Here is an 18,926-nt window from a genome sequence, read left to right as displayed (position 1 = left end):
ACTTGTTTCGATATTAATATGGTGTGTCTTGAAGTTATATTCTTGGGAACGTCTGCTGCCATGCCCACACCAGACCGCTCGCTTTCTTCTGTTGTAATAAATAGAAATGGTACGTTATTGGTTTTTGACGCGGGAGAAGGGATGCAATATAATTTTATTAGAGCCAAACTGGGGTTTAACAAAAAAACAACATTATTTATAACCCATATGCATTCAGATCATATTTTAGGTATACTCGGATTTCTTCAAACTTTATCACTTCAGGGAAGAAATTTGCCTATTAACATATTTGGACCTAGTCCAATTCGTGAATTTATTATGGAAAACATGAAATTACTTAATATCAAATTGACTTTCGAGTTACATGTTCACACAATTTCTGGGTCACAAGGTGTTGCACTGAAGGACAAGGATTATGAGATACTTTACTGCAAATCAGAACACGGTCCTGGAATTTGTTCGTTTGCATTTTGTTTGGTAGAAAAAGAAAGACCTGGCAAATTTGATATTAAAAAGGTAAAAGCACTTGGGATACCAGAAGGCGAATTGTATGGGTTGCTCCAAAAAGGAAAGAATATTATTTTTGAAAATCAGACAATCTATTCAAAGGATATAGTTGGTAAACCGCGCTCTGGTAGAAAGGTTGGTATTTCTGGAGATACCCGTCCTTCAAATAACCTTTGTAATTTTTTCAGAGATTGTGATTTACTTGTATTTGAGTCTACTTTCTCATCTAAGGAAATTGACAAAGCAAGAGAGAGCTACCATTCTACAGCTATTGAAAGTGCAACTCTTGCAAAAGAGGCATCGGTTCGCAAATTATGTTTGACTCATTTTAGTAGCCGATACAAGGATTTGACTGACCTTCTTGTTGAGGCACGTTCAATTTTGCTGAACACCGAATTAGCATTTGATCTCAAATTATTGAAAATAGATTATGATGATCTTTAACTCAATTTTGTCATCTTACTTCTAACTTATTTTATCTATAAAATTTCTTAAAACTTCTTTTTTATCGTTCGAGAGCACCATGCAAGCCTCTACTAATTCCTTCTCAATAGTTATTTGCTTAGATATTACTTTCTTAAAGTTTTCAAGATCTAGTGTATCCAATCTTTCTATCTCTCCACGATTATAGGCAATTATGTACTCATTGATAATTTTTAGAATAAATGAAGGCGCATATCGTGACAATAATAGGATTCCATCATTTATGATCGAATTGTTTGTAGCTTGATTCCTATTTTGTAGACTAGAATTTGATATGTATAGTTCTAGTAATTTCATACGATATCTTATATCTCCAGTTTCTTCGATTGTAGAAGCTATGATTAATCCTGTGTTAGTAAGCTCATAGTAGGGTATACCTTCAATTTGTAGGGCTTTGGGACCTCTTTTAATGGGTAACCTTCCTCCTTCCTTTACAACTTTTGCCGGTATTAGTACCTCGTCAAGATCTTTAAAAATAGCTGAATAGATATTTTGCCATGCAATGCCATACTTTTTCGCCAAAATATGAGCAATGGATGTTCTCGTTTTTCCACTAGGGTCTTTCTCTAATGCTATATGAGCAATTATTCCTCTTTGTCTTTTTGACTCTCTAGTAGATTTAGCTTGATGCGTTTTGAAAGTGTCAAAAATTGCTATATGGCTACCTCTCTTCAAAACTCGAATAATTTTATTTCATTGGATATTTATATATATTTTATTTTTACTATTTTTATGTTAATATTAATATACTTATAAAAAATGATATTTTCTAAAAAAATTATTTTTTAAGTTGACGCATAACGTCTACTTGACCACTGTGAAGCCAGTCTTTTAGCTCTTCATGAGATGGTTTTGTATCATGTTTACCTTGAAGATGAAGATGAAGTAGTACATAATTTACTTGATTCAACAAAACCTTATTGGCTTCATCACCCTTGCGAGCTTTTGTTTTCAAATCCCCTGGTACAGTTGCCCACCACTCATCGAATGTTCTGTTCTTTTTAGTATTAGATTGTGAACCAAATCCCTTTGGTAATGTCATCTTGCTTCTAAGTTAACTATGGATAGTATTAAATGTTTTTTAATTAGTTAATCAAAAACACATAAATGCCTTAAACCCATAGTAAAAGATTTTTATATTACAATATTTAGCTGTTCAATTCTATGAATAAATTTCTTTTTGTTGTGTTTGATTTTTTCTGGCTATAAAACCACATGTTCTCCCGATCAAGTACTTCTTATTGAATGAGACACAATGCAACTGTTTGGATACCTTAATGCTTTATAGATAACCCCTTATCTATTATTTGGATGCTAATTTGAAATAACGGTATCTCTATTTTCTATATTTTTTCTTTCTTCTTATCCTAATGATGCATGAATAATATAACTTCAATTAACAAGGCATGATGGTAACAGTCTAGGATAGTCCTAGCAAATCGCATTCAGTTCTCTTGTATCTGACATCCAAAAAAATAAAAAAATTTTACAACCATAATATATAGATATTAAGTCAATAACATTATGTGAAAATAATTTCATAGGGTGAAAGCAACAGATTCTCAACAATAATTTACTTTATCAAAGTCTGTTTGGGCTTTTTGCTTACTTAAAATTTATGAAAGCAATGAAGTTAAATTTAATAATTTAATCCATGGCTCAATAGTATATGTCCAAATATTCGATTACGTTTTGACTTTTTGTAAAACCCTTGTAGAAATATCTGAAATAAAATTTGTAAAATTGGCCAATAATATGGTTGCTAGCCAAGGAACTTGTACTGGATGTGGGAATAATGTCTTAAAAGGAAGAGTGTTACCTAATACGGGAAAAAATCCGCTTACTAAATATAGGAGGAAATTAAGCAAAAAACGTTTGAATATGTACTCTTCCAAAAAAAACAGGGAACCATTTACCCGCCAAGGACGTTAGATCAATACAGAATTGATTGTCAATTTAGTAGTAGCGGCCAGGATTTATTCATATGAGGAGTGAGATTTAATCTTTTAAATTATTTTTGAATACAGTGGACAATGTTTACTTCTTTCTATTGTGTGGTAACTCTAACCCAATTACCCTCATCATTGACTCTCCTATGGGTTCAAATATTGTTCTCAGGGATTCATCATCATAATATTTTGCAATTTCAGACAAGTTTGCTTCAATCTTTTTCTGTTCTATTTTGAGTAGTACATACCTCGCTATTAATGCCTTCACCTCATCGGCCTTGTCTTCTTGAATAATGTGTTTTCCCGTTGTAGAATTTTTACCCTGAGAGGGTTCAGGTGAAGATGTAACCATTTTGTTTACCCCCTGAGTTATATTCCATCAAGGTGCATTCTTAAGAACTACGATAGGACCATACTTGATAGCTATTTCATTGAGGGTAAAAGTCATCTGATCTAATGGATCTAAAATACCGTCAGTATTTTCACATATATATGTCGTGATATTTTCCTCCTCTTTAACAATTTCTTTTAAATCAAATGATGCCTGTTGTAGATATGAGCTCGTTAGTTATGCCTAATTAAGTCAGCCTAATATTTATATCATATTTTATTATAATTCTAAAAACCTCGAGGCTTTTGTGATAGTGATCTATTACTTTTGAATTAAGTTTGCAGTTAACTACACTATTTAATACTTGAGATTATCCTTTTATTTTATGGATTCTATGTTTTAATCAATCTAACAATAAAATACAAATTAGTAAGCTCTTTATAAATATGTCCACTTTTATTGCAATATGTCAAGTTATAATACAGATAAGAATGTTCACGTAATAGTGCATGGTCAAAAAGAAATGTTTGAATCAGTAAAGTCAAAACTTGTTACATCGGGATTTAAAGCTGAACAATTTGTAATGGCCGATATGAATAAACCCGGAAATGCAGGGGACTATGTAGCCATGCTGTGGCCACCGATGAGTCCTAATGAAATTATCGTGAGTGAAATTATTGATTTAAATAACACAAATGGCCGGGGAATGGGTGCATGGGCCACTGTTAATCAAAAAGAATTACAACGCATTTCTCTTAAGTAGTGGATTTAACCTCATCCTTGCTTTTTCTGTAACCATGAGTAAATTGTGAATCGTAAACTTTTGAGAATTCATATGATTTTGGGGCGATCACATCTCCAATTATTATTAAGGCTGTTTTAATTATTCTTTCTTCTTTAACCTTTCTTGCTATAGTCCCAATAGTACCTCTGAGTATTTTTTGATCATTCCATGTAGCTCGATATACTATTGCAGCTGGAGTTCCTTTTGTATATGCTCCACCTTTTAACAATTCTTCAACAATCCTGTCTAATAGATGAACGCTTAAATAAAACGCCATGGTAGCTCCATGTTTGGCCAATTCGGAGATTCTTTCTCTGTCAGGGACTGGAGTTCTAAATTCTGCTCGAGTTATTATGATGGTCTGTGTTATTCCTGGTAGAGTCATTTCGAGATTCATCGAAGCCGCTGCTCCTAGAAAAGCCGTAATTCCCGGCACTACCTCACATTTGATATTATCTTGCTCCAGTTTATCTATCTGTTCTCTAATGGTACTAAAAATACCTGGATCTCCATCGTGATACCTTATTGCAAGTTTGTTACTTTTCGTGGTTTTTCGTAGGATATCATATATTTCGAGCCTACTCAGTTTTGCCGCATCATACAATTGTGCATCTTTTTTTGCATACCTTAATAATTCTGGATTTAGTAACGAACCGGAGTAAATTATCACATCAGCATTTTCAACAAGGCTTTTGGCTTTTATTGTTATTAGTTCTGGGTCCCCTGGTCCAGAACCTACAAAATATACCGTGTTTTTTTGAATCATTTTTTCTTTTTGGCTATCATTATGGAAAAGTACTTATCATTGTTTTCATTTTTGTTTCTTGCAATATCCGCTAGTTTCCTTTTCTGTAAAGACCCGGACTTTGTAGATACATCTTGGGCTATGTATACATCGGAATCATCTGGAAAATTGGATTCCATCAAAATATCAATAACACTGTTAAAATATCTTCCATCTTTCAAAAACACTAATGTGTCACAACATTCCGCAGCCGTCTTCAATCTGTCTAGATTATAACAAGCTGGAATTATACCTATTATTTCCTCTCCTTCTCCCACGGGAGTCTTAAGTTCTGCGGAAAAGGAAAAAATAGATGTTATACCGGGAACAATCTCGACTTTTATATCGTTGTAGTTTGACTGAATTTCCTTATGAATATATATCCACGTGCTGTATAAGGATGGATCACCAACTGTTAGATATACTGCTTTTTTTCCACTCCTTATTTCCTCAGATATCTCCCTGGCATTTTTTTCCCAAGATTCTTTCAACTTTGCAGCATCTTTTGTCATAGGAAATATTAGTTGTCTAACTTCGGCTTCCTTTGGGATATACATTCCAACAATTGACAGGGCTACGCTCGGCTTGTTTTCCCTTGCAGTTGGGGTAAAAATGATATCGGCGTTTTTTATCAAATTAATAGCTTTTATTGTAATTAATTCTGGATCTCCTGGACCGCAACCAACACAATAAAGAACCGAATTAAGCATAGGTGGGATTTTAAATTATTTTAATTAAAGTCTTTGTATTCTTCTACTATCCAAAATAATTTTCTAATGCTTTATTTGGTACAAGAAAAAATGATGACTGGATTCCTTGATATCATCATAGTACCAGTGCTTGTCCTTTTAGACTTTGCAATTGTTACCTGTGTAATTTCCACGTCTTTTGAGTCTAAATCCTCCATAGCTTTTAAGGCGTTGTAAATTGTTTCAATAAGAATAGAAGTCAAAACTATTCTACCACCAATATTTAGTTTGGAAAAGGCTGAATTAATTAATTCCTTTGTACCTGCAGTCGTACCACCGATGACGATTGCATCTACCTTTGGCAAACTTGGCAAAACTTCTTGTGCCCAACCCTTTATTACCACTGTATTGTTCGTAAATCCAAACTTTGAGAGGTTTTTTTGTGTTAGGTCTATTGCATCTTGGTCAGAATCAATTGCATAAACTTTTCCCTTTGTTTGATGAGCGAGTTCCACTGTGATGCTACCGCTCCCACATCCAACATCTATTGCAGTGTACCCATCTTTTAGTCGTAGCTTGCTTACAATTATTGCTCTGACATCTTCTTTTGTAATTGGAACTCTTTCGGTCCTATCAAATAGCTCATCGGGTATCCCACTCGTTTTAAAGTCCCATAACATATGTCTTCATCTTACAACATATTCTGGTTAAGTATAGTATATGTCAACGTCATAAATGTCAGCAGCATGAAAATGAATCCAAAAATAGCTATAGTAATCACTTTTTTCTTTTTGTCCTTTGGAATTCCCTTCGACATACGGGATGCAAGTATTTGAGATATGGCATAAAAAACGATGCCGATTAAAATTATTAATCCTATGGTGTTAGTATGATCAGAATTTGGTTTTACAATGGCACCAACAATTGCTCCTGCTATTGCTGCAAGCACTACTCTTAGATAGTAAATTTTGTCTTCTATTTCCAATGATATGCTCTAATAGTTTTAATCATCCACATTTAATCTCTACTCTCTGATTTTTACAAGTACGAGATGGACTTGTAACCAGCCAATTTCAGAAATATTTTACAAACTCTAAAGGAGGTCTTGAATTCGATTTCTCCACACTAAATACATACACAGATTTTTTGATGAATTTAATTGCTAAAGTGTAGGAATATTTGTAAGTTATTATATTCAATAAAAATATTATCCACTCATGGCCATATCAGAGATAGAGTTAAGGTTTCTTGTAAACAATATAAAGCAATTAATTGATAGTGTCTATTATGTTAGCAATATTTCCCTTATAACAAAAAATTCTTTAATAATAAAATTTCATCATTCTCAGAAAAATGATATATCGTTGCTTATCTCGACCTATGGTATTTGCGTTACAAAATACAAGTATTCAATACTTGAAGATAATGATGCTCTTAAGAAAATAAAGATCGAACTAGAGCGTTCCAAACTAGTTGATGCATTCGTCATCCCTGGGGAGCGTATTATCCAGTTCGAATTTCAAACTATCCGTGGAACTAAATATTATATAATACTGGAATTGTTCGGACATGGAAATATAATGTTTTGTGATGATTCTTTTAAAATATTGAATATTCTGAATCCAATCAATGTGAGACATAGAACTCTAAGAACTGGATTAAAATATTTCCCCCCACCATCACGAGGAGTAGATCCGCTTACCATAAACATTGATGACTTTATATCACTAATTCGAAAAAATGAATTTGAGAACATTGACATAAAGAGATGGTTAGGTAGAAACCTATCCATCTCAAAAAAATATATCGAGTTAGCAGTCCATAATGCAGACATCCCAAATAAGAAAGTAAGTGATTTGAGCCAATCGGAAATCAAAACTGTATTTGAAGAATTGAACCTATTAATTAAGAATATTTCGTCGGGTGTAGGATTAGATCCGTGTATAATTTTAGATGAAAATAACAATCCGTATGATATCAGTCCCGTAATTCCTAATGATGTAGATGCTGATCATATTAAAAGATACGACTCATACACCGACGCGATAGATGATTTAATAAATTATAATATTTTGCATAGTAGCAATATTAAAAATTCTGAACTAGAAAAACAAATTGAAACAATAAAGCACGATCTAGAAGAACAACAAAAAGCCAAAGATCTAGTTATTTCAAAATCCAACAAACTCAGAAACTTTGCTAGCAAGCTGATGCAGCAGTCGTCTATACTTGACTTTGGCATATTTTCTAGGAGTAGTATGATTCCAAAAGAACATCCTATGTGTACATTACTAAATGAATTTGATGCCAAGATTCTAGATTTGAAGGGTAAGCCATATTTGGAGATCATGAGTGAAAAGGTTCCAATTGATGGCGAATCCCATAATATTCCAAAGATTTCTTCGATGTTATTTAATATAGCGAAAGAAATGGAAAGAGGTTTGATCACAATAGAAGAATCTCGAGCAAAACTACTAGAGCAATTGGAAAAAATCCAAAAACAAAAAGATAAGAAACCAGGGGCACAAGTTAAGATCTTAACAAACAAAGAATGGTATGAAAAGTATAGATGGTTTCTGACTGCGGATGATATGCTTGCTATTGGCGGTAGAGATTCATCCTCGAATTCTGTCCTCATCAGGAAATATTTAACAGAAAATGATTATGTTTTCCATGCCGAGGTACATGGGTCGCCATTCTTTATATTAAAGAATGCTAACAACAAATCTGCTGTAGATATTTCACAAAGTATACAAGAGGTATCTCAAGCTACCGTTTCCTTTAGCAGATCGTGGAAAGATGGTCTGTCTTCTGCTGATGCCTATTGGGTTTATCCATATCAGATTAAGAAGGGGGCACCTACAGGTCAGTATTTACCAAAGGGGGCGTTTATAATAGAGGGAAAGAAAAACTTTGTCAAAAATTTGGAAATCAAAATGGCAATAGGTTTATCTTTTATCGAAGAGAGGCCATTATTCATAACTGGACCTCAATCAGCGATAGCAAAGAGATCTGTATGCTTAAGACCTATAATTCCTTCTGGATATGATGTTGTAAAAGCTTCAAAAAAGATAAAGGCTGATTTCGTAGATTTTGCTATCAAAAATGAGTTTCCTGAAAGCATTACTACCTACCTAAAGAACTACTCAATTGATGAAATAGTGAGAATCCTTCCTGTTGGACAGTTTAAGCTTTTACCTATTGTGAATGGAGGGTTAAAACATGAATTTGGTAGGATAGTCAAGAATAATTAATCTGATTCGAATATCTGGTTGATATTCTTTATCTTTGAATCGAAAAGTAATTAAATTCAAACTATGAAGATTTGATGTGTCTAAAGATATTAGAGACGAAACTACCGGGATGACGACACGGGTTCTTGTTAGCGATGTTATGAATAGTCCTATAGTACACGCTGGTCCTAACGATGATCTTGTAGCAATTTCAAAGCTAATGACCAACGCTAAGATTGGCAGTATTATTGTCTTAGATAATGATAAACCCTTGGGAATCATAACAGATTGGGATATAGTTACTAAAGCAATAGCCAATGGATTAATACCTTCTGAGATAAAGGCATCAAGTATAATGCAGCCTTTGATCACGATCAGTGGGGAAGAAAGTATTACATCAGCAGCTCGACTACTGAGACAACACGGGATAAAGCGATTAGGAGTTACCCATAAAGATCATTTGGTAGGAATTATCTCAGTATCTGACGTACTTGCTGTGACCCCTGAACTATTTGATGTAGTCTCTGAAAAGTCACTGATTATAAGGGGTGAAATTGGTCGTTCTCCAAGAAACATTTCTGGATATTGCGATGAATGTGGCGAATGGTCTGATTTCCTACTTTACGCTGATGGATCTTACACTTGTGAAGTTTGTAGAGGAGAATGATCTGTTGCTTTTTATTTAATGTATATACTTCTTTAATCGAATTCAAATTAACTCACTTTCGAGAGTGTTTTGGATCAAATGGTGGCAGGTTGATTTGAACCTAACCTAATGCAATTTTGATATTATACCTTGGGAGGCAAGACTAACAGGTTTGTTTTTTTTATTATTTTACTTTGTCAGTTGTCCTGATGTGATAGTCACTTTATCAGTTCAGTAGTGGTAATAGATCTTGCACAGTACTGACATTTTAGTAAAATGTTATTTTTGTCTATAATTTCGATTTTTGAACTTAGACCCTCTTCAGTATTAGTAATACATCTTAGATTTGGGCATTTGAAATATCCTATTATTTTGTCTGGAAGCTGAATTCTTCTTTTTTCGGTAAGTTTGTAGTCTTTGATGATATTGATCGTAGCATTTGGAGCAATCAGAGCCAATTTATCAGTCTCTTTTTTCTCCAAAAATCGATTCTCCACTTTTATAATGTCTTTTTTATTTTGTTTGACGCTTGGAACATTCAGTGCCACTGTTATTACATTTCCGTCCTGACCTGTTATGTTTAATATGTGAAGAACCAATAATGCTCTTGGTGATTCAATATGATCAATAACAGTTCCATTCTTAATTCTTCTTACCAAAAGTTGATTGAATTCAGACATTTATTGATATACAATATTTATAATAGACTTTTTTGTATTACTGTTAACTTGCTGTTTCAGAGCTTTTTTCGGCCATTATTTATATTTCTTGGTAATAATATTATCCTCTAAATCAATAGATAAAACAAGACATAACTATTACAACAACTATATTATTGATCCCTTGTCATAAAATCAAAAAGTGTTTGCTTGCATGATTATCCAAACACTTCTTTTAGTCTTTGGTTTTTGAAGATAGATAATGTTTCTTCATCTCCTCAACCCATACATCTTTCTTTTTGTACAGTTGCTTTTTTCTTCTAGGCTTGCATTCACTTAAAATATACGAACAGAGCATTGGAAAATAAACTGAAGAGTCGCCATATACTATAACATTTCCCTTATGAGAAGTTTTAATTTTCCCCCAGCTCTTGCCTTCCTGAAGTGTTGCCCCTGATAATCCACCAGTATCTGGCCTAGCATCAGTTAGCTGAACTATAAAATCATGTCCACCTTCTTTTATTTTTAAAATTTGGTACAATGCCGGACCTGTCTGTTGAAAAAAGTTTTTGGGCACACCTCCACCTAACTCCAATCCCCCAGAGACTTTGCTTTTCCATAGTATCGCTGTTGACTCAGCAATATCTTTGATTGGGTTGACGGATCTTTTGCCATCAAGCAATAATGGCAACATGTTCAAACCGATAGAGGAATCACTAAGGGCTGGTATGTAAACTGGAACATTATTTTTAAAAGATGCAACCATAAATGATTTTTCTGGAGCTTTCGATCTCTTTTCTGCTTCTTTTCCTATTAAATAAGATAAGTCGGCGGTTGAACTGTTTACAATATCGATTCTGCCATCCTTGTAAAATTCTTGTACATTTTTTTGTACTATTAGATCCTGAGCTTGTAGGGTTCCATATTCTTTAATATAGACATCATAAATACGCACTATCTGTTTTGAATATAATACATCATCATCAACATCAAAGTGACCTTGTCTAACTGGCAAATCATATGCAAAGTGCAAGTCATGATATGCATTGGCTCCTGTTGTAACTATCCAATCCACAAATCCATTTTCTATCATTGTTGCGATCATTTTACCAAATCCAATTGGAGTCAAGGCTCCGGCAATTGTTAAACAGATAGTTGCATCAGACTCGACCATTTTTTTGAATATGTCTGCCGCTTCTGCTAGTCGTCGTGCATTATATCCTGTGTTCCTAAATAGGTTTATCATATTGGAGATGCTCATGTTTGGATAAATTTGGGGTGGATCTATCTTTTTACCCGAAAAAGTATGCCGATCGCCGTTCAATTCATTTATCTTATCTTGACCCATATATTTATGATCGTCCTGTTATGAGATAACATAATTTTCGCGCAAGTTATTAATAGTAAAATATTTATTTCAATTTATTGAAACAGACAAAAAAGAAATCCCAGTTAAGCAATGATAATGAAAATAACTACCATTTATCAAAGGAAATACAAGATTATTCTATAACTAAGGACACATCATTAAATCAAATTTTAAAGATCATGACCTATTCTGGAGGATTTGAGGGAAGACATTTAGCTAATGGAATAGAAATTTTGAAGAAAATGAACCGCGAAAAAGAGTGTACCAAATTCTTGTCATTTGTTGGGGCTTTGGTGTCGACTGGAAATCGAGGCATTATAAAAGATATGGTCAAAAACAAGATGTTTGATTGTATAATTACTACTTGTGGTGCATTGGATCATGACATAGCAAAATCTTTTTCTTCTTACTATGAGGGTGATTTTAGATTGGATGATAAATTTCTGCTAGACAAAGATATTCATAGATTGGGTAACATATTGATACCAAACAAGAATTATGGTCCGCTAATTGAAAATAAGGTTCAGGCCATTCTACAAAAGATGTATGACAAATCAAAATCAGCAAAGGAAGCAGCACCATCCGAAGTTCTCAAATATATGGGAAGTCAATTAAATGAATCCTCATTCTTGTATTGGGCGGCCAAGAATGATATCCCTGTTTTCGTTCCTGGGATAGTAGATGGCGCAGTAGGAAATCAAATTTGGCTCTTTAATCAATCACATAAAGATTTCAAGATTGACATTCTGAAAGACCAGACTTTGTTATCTGAGATTATATTTGATGCCAAAATGACTGGAGCTTTTATGATGGGTGGCGGATTATCAAAACATCATACTTTGTGGTGGAATCAATATCGTGGTGGTTTGGATTATGCGGTCTATATTACAACAGCTTCCGAATGGGATGGGAGTCTGAGTGGAGCACCTGTCGCAGAAGCAATTTCTTGGGGTAAAGTTACCACTCAGGCAAGACAGATTACTATCCATGCTGATGTGAGCACTATACTACCTTTCATATACCATGGATTGATATCTAAATAAAAAATATTAAAAAAATTGGTTTATTTTAGTCTATGGTTATTTTGGTTATGCGTGCAGCATTTGGATCCTCCGGTTGATCCATTGCGTTGGTTGTAGTGTTTGCAATCTTGTCAACTACTTCCAATCCGTCTGTAACTTTACCAAATACAGTATATTGATTATCTAAAAACTTTGAGTCATTAAGCACTATGAAAAACTGCGATCCTGCACTGTTTGGATCGTTAGTTCTAGCCATGGACAAAATTCCTCTCTCGTGAGGTATGCTGTTGAATTCTTCATTAATGGTATAACCTGGACCTCCTGTTCCCCATGTATTTCTGCTTGCAGTATCATTCTTTGTATTTGGATCGCCTGCTTGAATTACAAAGCCTGGGACTATTCGATGAAACACAATTCCATCGTAGAATCCTTTACGGGCTAAATCTTGAAAGTTCTTTACATGATTTGGTGCTTCTTGTGGATAAAATTGAACTTTAATTGGACCTTGGGTAGTCTCAATAGTTGCAGTATTGTTTGAAGTGGTATTTGTCATGTTACTGTTAGATGTTGTATTGTCGATATTATTTAAAAGGTTAGATTGTATGCGTGACAACGCACTATCATTAGTTGAATTCTCTCCGCTGCTGCTATTGCTACTAATACTACCGTTGTTGCTACCAGCTGAACCAGACACTATCGGAGAAGTAGTAGTGGTAGCAGTAGTAGTATTAGCAAATGTATTGTAGTCATGATTCACCTTGTACAATAATACGCCAAAAAATAGCCCTGGGTCATTACTTTCAAAGCTCTTTGATGCGTATTCTAACGATAGTGGTTCATTTGTATTGCCTTTTGGATATTTTATGTCCTTTGTATAGAATGGGATGGCGTTTGGCTGATATGTTGGCGAAAGTGTACCAGTTGTTGGATTGAAGAATCCTACTGTCTCAAATGGCATCATATGCCCAAGAAGGGAATCCCAATACTTTTGCTTAGGTGTATCTCCATTAGATTCTACATATTGTGATTCATTAAATCCTCCAATTCTGATGAACCAATGTTTCTTACTTTCATCCCCTCCGCTGCCCAATACGTAGAGGGGTGCCGGATTAGAAGGATCCAACGAAGGAAGCTTTTGTCCAACTACATATATCAATATATAGTCTGATTTTAAATCATTTGCAATTTTCCAACCCTCCTCTTCCGGACTGATAAACATCTTTGCAATGGTTTCTATTCTTGTTTGATTTATAGTGGCATTATCTGCTATTGAAGTTCGATTTCCTAGGGTAGTAATCCAATATCCATAATCCCACCACGAGGTAATTACAGAACCTGCCGGTGTATTTTGAGATATCCAATTTAGGGTATCTATCCAATCGTCAGTAGTAAGCCGGTAATTAGTACCTCCATTAGCTATAGAGGTTGGCACATCTGCAGAAGTAATCCAGTTTGTGTTATTATCGTAGACCATTGGTATGGTTAACATGATTATCAAAATCGCGGCAAATCCCATATAAGGTAAAATTTCTCTCTTAAGCCTTGATTCTCTCTTAACTTTTACACCATCCTTATTTGCCGAGGGTGAGTTTTGTTCTGCTTCTGTTCTTATCGAGTTTATACTTCTAATCGCTTGATAGATTCCAATACTTGATAATATAATAATACTTATTGATGCAAATACCAAAAGTCTGGCAAACGTGGCGCTTATGTATATACCCGTAAGCCCTATTATCAACCCAAAAATCATGTTCGTATTGTTTTTGTTCTTAAAGGATAGCCATATACCAAGGCCAGCAAAAATAATCAGAACCGAAAATTGCCTAAAGTAGTCAACTATTGTGGGTGTAAAGTGTTCTGCCACAGACTCTACTAGTTTATTTTCTGAAGAAAGGAATGGATTGATGGCGTTTAGATATCTAAATGAAGGAGCTTTGTAGAATCCGCCTGCTACGATTGATATTCCTATCATTACGAAAATTCCTAATACTATGGCGGTTTTCAGAGTTGCTCTTTTTTCAGAACTTTTTAGTCTAACGATGGTGGTTATGAAGAGAAAGAGCGTGCTTGTCATTAACAGTATGCCTGGAAGTCCCATTACAAATGATATGCCGGGTCTTGGGAAAGCACCTGCTACTCCGAGAACAGATACCGTAAATAAAACAGCTACAATTAGATTATTCTTAAGATCTTTTGATACAAAACCCAAGACTATAATAAAGAGCCCAATTGGGATTACAAAATACTGAGCCCCTCCCCATGAAGTAACTGCAAGGGCCACTAGGATACCTCCAAAGACTGCTTTTGGGATTAAGTACTTGTATTTTGTATCTCTTAATGCTGATAAGAATAGGTAGGTACCGCCTAGACCATAAAACAGTCCCAATGGTTCTGACTTAAACCATCCTAAATTTCCTCTCTGAATAATTGCGGGACTTACTGCAAAAAATAATGAAGCAATTAACCCTGGCACTGTGCTTCCAGTTATTGCTCTTACCACCAAAAATATTATAGCAGTTGATGCGGACCCGATGACTACTGGGAACCAAATAGTGAAATCCATCAAACTCATATTAAAACCAAATATCTGGTAAAGTATCGCTGCCGTCAGATGTAATCCTGACTGCGATGTTCCTGCTATGTCTCTGCCTTCTGGATACCATGATTTGTAATCGTGCCAATCAAAATATGGTCCAATTCCATGATTAACTATGTATTCAGTAGCTCTATAATCAAAAAAAGGATCGAATTCATTCAAATAAAACCCGTATTTTATAGGATAAGCTCTAAGAATGAAAGCTATTGAAAATGCTAGAATCAATACAGCTATTATGAGAAGATATTTGGTCGTTTTGCGACTCTTCTCAGATTTTAAAAAAACTTCTCCTGCCATTATCTACACTTTAGTGTGATTTTTTAACTTTATTTAATATTTAATCATTCTCAGTGACAGGCTCTGTCTTTTTTTCTTTATGCTATTCGATTTCCAAAACTACAGTCTTGCAAACATTTACTTGTTTAGTAAATTCCTCAGCGTCCTTAGCAGTACCCACTATGGATTTATAATGCATAGGTATTGCAAGTTTCCTTGGTTTGATAATTTCGTTTGTTACTCTGATGGCCTCTTGAGATGTCATTACGTACGTGCCAGAAACTGGTACGAGTAAAACATCCGTAACAATACCTTTCATTTCAGGAATAATATCTGAATCTCCCGTATGATAAATGGTTAATGGATTGTCTTTATTCATTTTGATTAAAAATCCAACTTTTTCGTCTTTTTTGGGGTGAAACTCCTTGTTAGTATTGTAAGCAGGTACTGCAGTTAGAGTTGCTATGTTATCTATTGATTTAACATCTCCTGGCTTTAGTGGAGTAATTATGTTATCTGGATATTCTCTTCTCAAGACCTCTATGCATTCATTAGCACAAAAAATTTTTGTGCTTTTGCTAATAATTTTATTGATATCTTCCAGACTTAGATGATCAAAATGATTGTGAGAAATTAAAATATAATCTGCATCTTTTTTTTGATCGTATTTTTCGATTAATTTAAAGGGATCGATATAAATTACCTTGCCATCTGTTGAAGAAATTCTGAATCCATCATGTCCATTCCACCTTAGTTCTATGCCCTCTATGTTTATCATGTATATTTGCTCCGTTATGGAGACGCTTTGGACTGATTTAAATTTGATCTGGGTCGCGAATGTGCATAAATGATTTTATTGTTTTTAAGTGTAATTACATCTACCCCTTTTTTTAGTGCCCTTCTCATTAATTCCTTATCTATTGTAGCCATTGGGTTTTTCTTTTCTATTGCTAAATTCAATAAAACTGAGTCTACAGTAAGGTTTGATTCATTTCTTTTCAATGTGCCTTTTAGATGGTTTTCATCTAAAAATTTAAAATTTCCATTTTCAATCTGTTTTTTTATGATTGTTAGAGAAAGACCTGCGATTTTTGATCTTTTTATCCCTGCTGATCTTTCTAACTGTGATAATTCATTAACCGTCTCAGGATGAATTAACCATGTTAGCTTTCCAAACCTTGACTCTAGTGAATCCAGATTCTTGACGGGATCATAGCACAACACCATCAAAAAACTAGTATCACAAACAATCTCCATATTTCTTTAAACTGTTATTCCAGCACCAATTAGTCTCCATCTATCTGCAATCCTTCTGCTTAGTGCGACTCTACTTTTTGGCATCAAACAGATTGGTTTTTTAATTTTTACCTCAATCCTTTGATTTTTAGAGTTTGTAACATTTCCGATAGTTACTGCAGTACCTATATTTAATCTAAGATTTTCTTTATTTCTGATAGGTTCTACCTTTACCAGATCTTGAGTACCTACGGCTGTATCAAACAGATTGATGTCTATAGTGATCTCGTCCACTACAGGTGGTAAGGAACCTGGCTTTCCTACCACTGCCCCAATTAATGAGTCACTTTTGATAAAGGATGGGTCAAGCTTCGAACCAATTGCTACTAAACCACCAGGCCTTACTTTATCTACCAGGCCTGCACCAGTAGCCAAGGATCCTATTTCAGAGAAAATTGATTCGTATTTGCTCTTTCTTTCATTTAAAATACCTGGTAGTATTTCTATTTCGTTACCGATTTCAAACTCGCCTTGAGTTAATGCACCTCCAAGTACGCCTCCTTTAATATTTCTGATGGGGGTACCTGGTTTGTTGATGTCAAACGATCTTAGTATGTGCATTATTCCCTTTTCACTCTTAACCCTTTCAGGTGTGGGGATGTATTTTTCAATATATTCTATTAGTACATCGATATTGGCCCTGTGCTGTGCCGATATCGGTATTATGGGTGCATTTTCTGCAACACTATCTTTTACAAATTCCTTTATCTGATTGTAATTTTCTATAGCGTTTTCCTTTTCTGTCAGGTCTACTTTGTTTTGTACAATGACAATATTTTTAATACCAAGCACTTGAAGTGCCAGAAGGTGTTCTCTTGTTTGAGGTTGAGGGACCCTTTCATTTGCTGCAATAACTAGTATCGCTCCATCCATAAGGGCTCCTCCTGAAAGCATATTTGCCATCAAACTTTCGTGTCCTGGTGAGTCTACAAAACTAACTACTCTTGACAGTTCCGCATCGGAATTACATATGCTACATTTTGGTTGAACCGAATAGTTTGAAGGGGGCGGGCAGTTTGGGCATTTGTAAAAAGCTGCATCTGCGTAACCTACCTTGATGGTAATTCCTCTTCTAAGTTCTTCACTATGTCCACTTGTCCATACTCCTGTAATAGCCTCAATTAATGTTGTTTTACCATGGTCTACATGTCCAGAAGTGCCTATGTTAATGCATGGCTGATAACCATATTTTTGAATATACCACTCAGGTAAAGTCTCCTTCCAGTGCAATACCTTTTGTATTTTTTCTTTCAAATATTAATTTACTTACAATTCAAAAGAATAGGTATATTAATAGAATAAAAAGGAAAGAAGGATTTTAGTTATCGCTTTTATTTGGTGTCAAAAAGCTTATTTTGACCCTTCTGCAGATTCTGCAGGAGGTTGCTCCTTTTCAGGCAACTTTGCATCGATCAATTGACAATTCAATTGATAAATCTCCTCAGTAATCATATTTCCCCTGACCAACTTCCTCTTTCTTTCACCTGGTGCAAGATTGCGCATGCCTACTCCTCGCGTCATCAAAACGTATTTCTTTGTAGCACCATGAAGGTCAGATCGCATAGGAGTTCCCGATTTATCACTTCCACCTGTTAGTTTTATCTTACCTTCTTTAAATCCGAAAATAGATGAATCTAATACATCTCCAAGCTTTGAGCCTAAGAGAGGCTGGGCACTTTTGTCTTTTAACTCTTGACTGGTGCTTCTGCCAGCTGAATCTGAAATAACTACTTTAAATTCTACCAAAGTCTTCTTTAATTGAATTTGTAGCCTTAATTAATCTTGCTAAGTATTTTGATTAACTCGAATGAGTCTCTAAATGTAAATCAGTAGTAGATCGAATACCTAAGCATAGATAAATACATGTATTATTTGCCGCGGCTTCTAAACCTAATAAAATCCCTGCTTATCCCAACTAGCTTGGAAGTTATCTGCCAATGAGGTTGCTTTTTCTTTCATTTGTTCGATATATTCATCATAGCTCAATTCTAACCCACAGTGTTGACATACTATATTGTTTTTTTCAATGTTATAATGGGCTTTCTTATTGCAGTTAACACATCTGGCATCCATTTTTACCATCTATATTACATGACATTTACTATTAAATTCTTGAGATATCTTATTTATCAACTAGTCTGCCTTAGTGACATGTTGCTACTATCTACTTAATATCTTGATATGATAAATTATGCAGTCGTCAATTCACAATCAGGCGGATTATGGTACAACATTTAGTGTACTTTTGATTTTTTTAAAAGGATTCAGGCTGCAGTCCATTGGAATACTAAATCAAAATAGC

General features: G+C 34.6%; 21 protein-coding genes. 6 read left to right on the top strand and 15 right to left on the bottom strand.

What is annotated here, in order from left to right:
• Window positions 1-18: 18 nt before the first annotated feature.
• Window positions 19-951, top strand: coding sequence for a ribonuclease Z (gene rnz, locus F1Z66_RS00385; RefSeq protein WP_149861624.1), 933 nt, complete (start codon window positions 19-21; stop codon window positions 949-951).
• Between the two features lie 21 nt (window positions 952-972).
• On the opposite strand, the gene F1Z66_RS00380 is transcribed toward rnz, so the two are convergent.
• Both F1Z66_RS00380 and F1Z66_RS00375 read right to left on the bottom strand, forming a co-directional pair.
• The gene (locus F1Z66_RS00380) at window positions 973-1,665 is read right to left on the bottom strand and encodes a hypothetical protein (RefSeq protein WP_149861623.1); all 693 of its coding nucleotides are present in this window, start codon (window positions 1,663-1,665) and stop codon (window positions 973-975) included.
• A 103-nt stretch (window positions 1,666-1,768) separates the two neighbouring features.
• Complete coding sequence (locus F1Z66_RS00375; protein ID WP_149861622.1) at window positions 1,769-2,032, bottom strand: hypothetical protein; 264 nt, start codon at window positions 2,030-2,032, stop codon at window positions 1,769-1,771.
• A gap of 713 nt (window positions 2,033-2,745) precedes the next feature.
• Between F1Z66_RS00375 and F1Z66_RS15120 the strand changes: the two genes are divergently transcribed.
• A complete protein-coding gene (locus F1Z66_RS15120) occupies window positions 2,746-2,922 on the top strand; it encodes a hypothetical protein (protein WP_154670457.1) in 177 nt (58 codons plus the stop codon).
• A 105-nt stretch (window positions 2,923-3,027) separates the two neighbouring features.
• Here the strand turns inward: F1Z66_RS15120 and F1Z66_RS00370 are convergent, their stop codons facing one another.
• Window positions 3,028-3,291: a hypothetical protein gene (locus F1Z66_RS00370; protein ID WP_149861621.1), complete on the bottom strand. Its 264-nt coding sequence runs from the start codon at window positions 3,289-3,291 to the stop codon at window positions 3,028-3,030.
• A gap of 445 nt (window positions 3,292-3,736) precedes the next feature.
• Between F1Z66_RS00370 and F1Z66_RS00365 the strand changes: the two genes are divergently transcribed.
• Window positions 3,737-4,033, top strand: a complete 297-nt coding sequence (locus F1Z66_RS00365) for a hypothetical protein (RefSeq protein WP_149861620.1) — start codon at window positions 3,737-3,739, stop codon at window positions 4,031-4,033.
• On the opposite strand, the gene cobM is transcribed toward F1Z66_RS00365, so the two are convergent.
• The 4 genes from cobM to F1Z66_RS00345 all read right to left on the bottom strand — a co-directional run bounded on the left by cobM (window position 4,026) and on the right by F1Z66_RS00345 (window position 6,512).
• Window positions 4,026-4,820: a precorrin-4 C(11)-methyltransferase gene (gene cobM, locus F1Z66_RS00360; protein WP_149861619.1), complete on the bottom strand. Its 795-nt coding sequence runs from the start codon at window positions 4,818-4,820 to the stop codon at window positions 4,026-4,028. The two genes, F1Z66_RS00365 and cobM, sit on opposite strands and share 8 nt — an antisense overlap.
• Complete coding sequence (gene cobI / locus F1Z66_RS00355) at window positions 4,817-5,548, bottom strand: precorrin-2 C(20)-methyltransferase (protein ID WP_149861618.1); 732 nt, start codon at window positions 5,546-5,548, stop codon at window positions 4,817-4,819. The genes cobM and cobI overlap by 4 nt, the downstream gene beginning before the upstream one ends.
• A 71-nt stretch (window positions 5,549-5,619) precedes the next feature.
• The gene (cbiT, locus tag F1Z66_RS00350) at window positions 5,620-6,207 is read right to left on the bottom strand and encodes a precorrin-6Y C5,15-methyltransferase (decarboxylating) subunit CbiT (RefSeq protein WP_149861617.1); all 588 of its coding nucleotides are present in this window, start codon (window positions 6,205-6,207) and stop codon (window positions 5,620-5,622) included.
• An 11-nt stretch (window positions 6,208-6,218) separates the two neighbouring features.
• The gene (locus tag F1Z66_RS00345) at window positions 6,219-6,512 is read right to left on the bottom strand and encodes a hypothetical protein (RefSeq protein WP_149861616.1); all 294 of its coding nucleotides are present in this window, start codon (window positions 6,510-6,512) and stop codon (window positions 6,219-6,221) included.
• 232 nt (window positions 6,513-6,744) lie between these two features.
• Between F1Z66_RS00345 and rqcH the strand changes: the two genes are divergently transcribed.
• A complete protein-coding gene (rqcH, locus tag F1Z66_RS00340) occupies window positions 6,745-8,781 on the top strand; it encodes a ribosome rescue protein RqcH (RefSeq protein WP_149861615.1) in 2,037 nt (678 codons plus the stop codon).
• Window positions 8,782-8,857: 76 nt separating this feature from the next.
• Complete coding sequence (locus F1Z66_RS00335) at window positions 8,858-9,427, top strand: CBS domain-containing protein (protein ID WP_149861614.1); 570 nt, start codon at window positions 8,858-8,860, stop codon at window positions 9,425-9,427.
• 197 nt (window positions 9,428-9,624) lie between these two features.
• On the opposite strand, the gene pyrI is transcribed toward F1Z66_RS00335, so the two are convergent.
• Window positions 9,625-10,086 (bottom strand): aspartate carbamoyltransferase regulatory subunit, encoded by a 462-nt coding sequence (pyrI, locus tag F1Z66_RS00330; protein WP_195907433.1) that lies wholly within the window; start codon window positions 10,084-10,086, stop codon window positions 9,625-9,627.
• Between the two features lie 214 nt (window positions 10,087-10,300).
• Window positions 10,301-11,413 carry a deoxyhypusine synthase family protein gene (locus F1Z66_RS00325; protein WP_149861613.1) on the bottom strand — a complete coding sequence of 371 codons (1,113 nt, stop codon included), beginning with the start codon at window positions 11,411-11,413 and terminating at the stop codon, window positions 10,301-10,303.
• A 146-nt stretch (window positions 11,414-11,559) separates the two neighbouring features.
• Here F1Z66_RS00325 and F1Z66_RS00320 point away from each other — a divergent pair, with 146 nt between their 5' ends.
• Window positions 11,560-12,477, top strand: a complete 918-nt coding sequence (locus F1Z66_RS00320; protein WP_438502931.1) for a deoxyhypusine synthase — start codon at window positions 11,560-11,562, stop codon at window positions 12,475-12,477.
• Window positions 12,478-12,502: 25 nt separating this feature from the next.
• On the opposite strand, the gene F1Z66_RS00315 is transcribed toward F1Z66_RS00320, so the two are convergent.
• The 6 genes from F1Z66_RS00315 to F1Z66_RS00290 form a co-directional block, all read right to left on the bottom strand.
• The gene (locus F1Z66_RS00315) at window positions 12,503-15,349 is read right to left on the bottom strand and encodes a peptidylprolyl isomerase (protein ID WP_149861611.1); all 2,847 of its coding nucleotides are present in this window, start codon (window positions 15,347-15,349) and stop codon (window positions 12,503-12,505) included.
• An 82-nt stretch (window positions 15,350-15,431) separates the two neighbouring features.
• Window positions 15,432-16,106, bottom strand: a complete 675-nt coding sequence (locus tag F1Z66_RS00310) for an MBL fold metallo-hydrolase (RefSeq protein ID WP_149861610.1) — start codon at window positions 16,104-16,106, stop codon at window positions 15,432-15,434.
• Between the two features lie 14 nt (window positions 16,107-16,120).
• Complete coding sequence (locus F1Z66_RS00305; protein WP_149861609.1) at window positions 16,121-16,585, bottom strand: hypothetical protein; 465 nt, start codon at window positions 16,583-16,585, stop codon at window positions 16,121-16,123.
• Window positions 16,586-16,591: 6 nt separating this feature from the next.
• Window positions 16,592-17,821 carry a translation initiation factor IF-2 subunit gamma gene (locus tag F1Z66_RS00300; RefSeq protein ID WP_438502930.1) on the bottom strand — a complete coding sequence of 410 codons (1,230 nt, stop codon included), beginning with the start codon at window positions 17,819-17,821 and terminating at the stop codon, window positions 16,592-16,594.
• A gap of 153 nt (window positions 17,822-17,974) precedes the next feature.
• A complete protein-coding gene (locus F1Z66_RS00295) occupies window positions 17,975-18,370 on the bottom strand; it encodes a S6e family ribosomal protein (RefSeq protein ID WP_149861608.1) in 396 nt (131 codons plus the stop codon).
• A 144-nt stretch (window positions 18,371-18,514) separates the two neighbouring features.
• Window positions 18,515-18,706, bottom strand: coding sequence for a zinc-domain-containing protein (locus F1Z66_RS00290; protein ID WP_230207379.1), 192 nt, complete (start codon window positions 18,704-18,706; stop codon window positions 18,515-18,517).
• Window positions 18,707-18,926: the final 220 nt, after the last annotated feature.

This window comes from Candidatus Nitrosocosmicus agrestis (assembly GCF_008389435.1).
In the GTDB taxonomy this organism is placed as follows: Archaea; Thermoproteota; Nitrososphaeria; order Nitrososphaerales; family Nitrososphaeraceae; genus Nitrosocosmicus; species Nitrosocosmicus agrestis.
This window is presented reverse-complemented; position numbering and strand designations above follow the sequence as displayed.

Excerpts from the sequence above, each read along its gene's own strand:
- F1Z66_RS00325 (WP_149861613.1), bottom strand. The coding sequence starts at position 11,413 with ATGGGTCAAGATAAGATAAATGAATTGAACGGCGATCGGCATACTTTT.
- rqcH (WP_149861615.1), top strand. The coding sequence starts at position 6,745 with ATGGCCATATCAGAGATAGAGTTAAGGTTTCTTGTAAACAATATAAAG.
- cbiT (WP_149861617.1), bottom strand. The coding sequence starts at position 6,207 with ATGTTATGGGACTTTAAAACGAGTGGGATACCCGATGAGCTATTTGAT.
- F1Z66_RS00290 (WP_230207379.1), bottom strand. The coding sequence starts at position 18,706 with ATGGTAAAAATGGATGCCAGATGTGTTAACTGCAATAAGAAAGCCCAT.
- F1Z66_RS00375 (WP_149861622.1), bottom strand. The coding sequence starts at position 2,032 with ATGACATTACCAAAGGGATTTGGTTCACAATCTAATACTAAAAAGAAC.
- F1Z66_RS00370 (WP_149861621.1), bottom strand. The coding sequence starts at position 3,291 with ATGGTTACATCTTCACCTGAACCCTCTCAGGGTAAAAATTCTACAACG.
- cobI (WP_149861618.1), bottom strand. The coding sequence starts at position 5,548 with ATGCTTAATTCGGTTCTTTATTGTGTTGGTTGCGGTCCAGGAGATCCA.
- pyrI (WP_195907433.1), bottom strand. The coding sequence starts at position 10,086 with ATGTCTGAATTCAATCAACTTTTGGTAAGAAGAATTAAGAATGGAACT.
- rnz (WP_149861624.1), top strand. The coding sequence starts at position 19 with ATGGTGTGTCTTGAAGTTATATTCTTGGGAACGTCTGCTGCCATGCCC.
- F1Z66_RS00365 (WP_149861620.1), top strand. The coding sequence starts at position 3,737 with ATGTCAAGTTATAATACAGATAAGAATGTTCACGTAATAGTGCATGGT.
- cobM (WP_149861619.1), bottom strand. The coding sequence starts at position 4,820 with ATGATTCAAAAAAACACGGTATATTTTGTAGGTTCTGGACCAGGGGAC.
- F1Z66_RS15120 (WP_154670457.1), top strand. The coding sequence starts at position 2,746 with ATGGTTGCTAGCCAAGGAACTTGTACTGGATGTGGGAATAATGTCTTA.
- F1Z66_RS00315 (WP_149861611.1), bottom strand. The coding sequence starts at position 15,349 with ATGGCAGGAGAAGTTTTTTTAAAATCTGAGAAGAGTCGCAAAACGACC.
- F1Z66_RS00310 (WP_149861610.1), bottom strand. The coding sequence starts at position 16,106 with ATGATAAACATAGAGGGCATAGAACTAAGGTGGAATGGACATGATGGA.
- F1Z66_RS00305 (WP_149861609.1), bottom strand. The coding sequence starts at position 16,585 with ATGGAGATTGTTTGTGATACTAGTTTTTTGATGGTGTTGTGCTATGAT.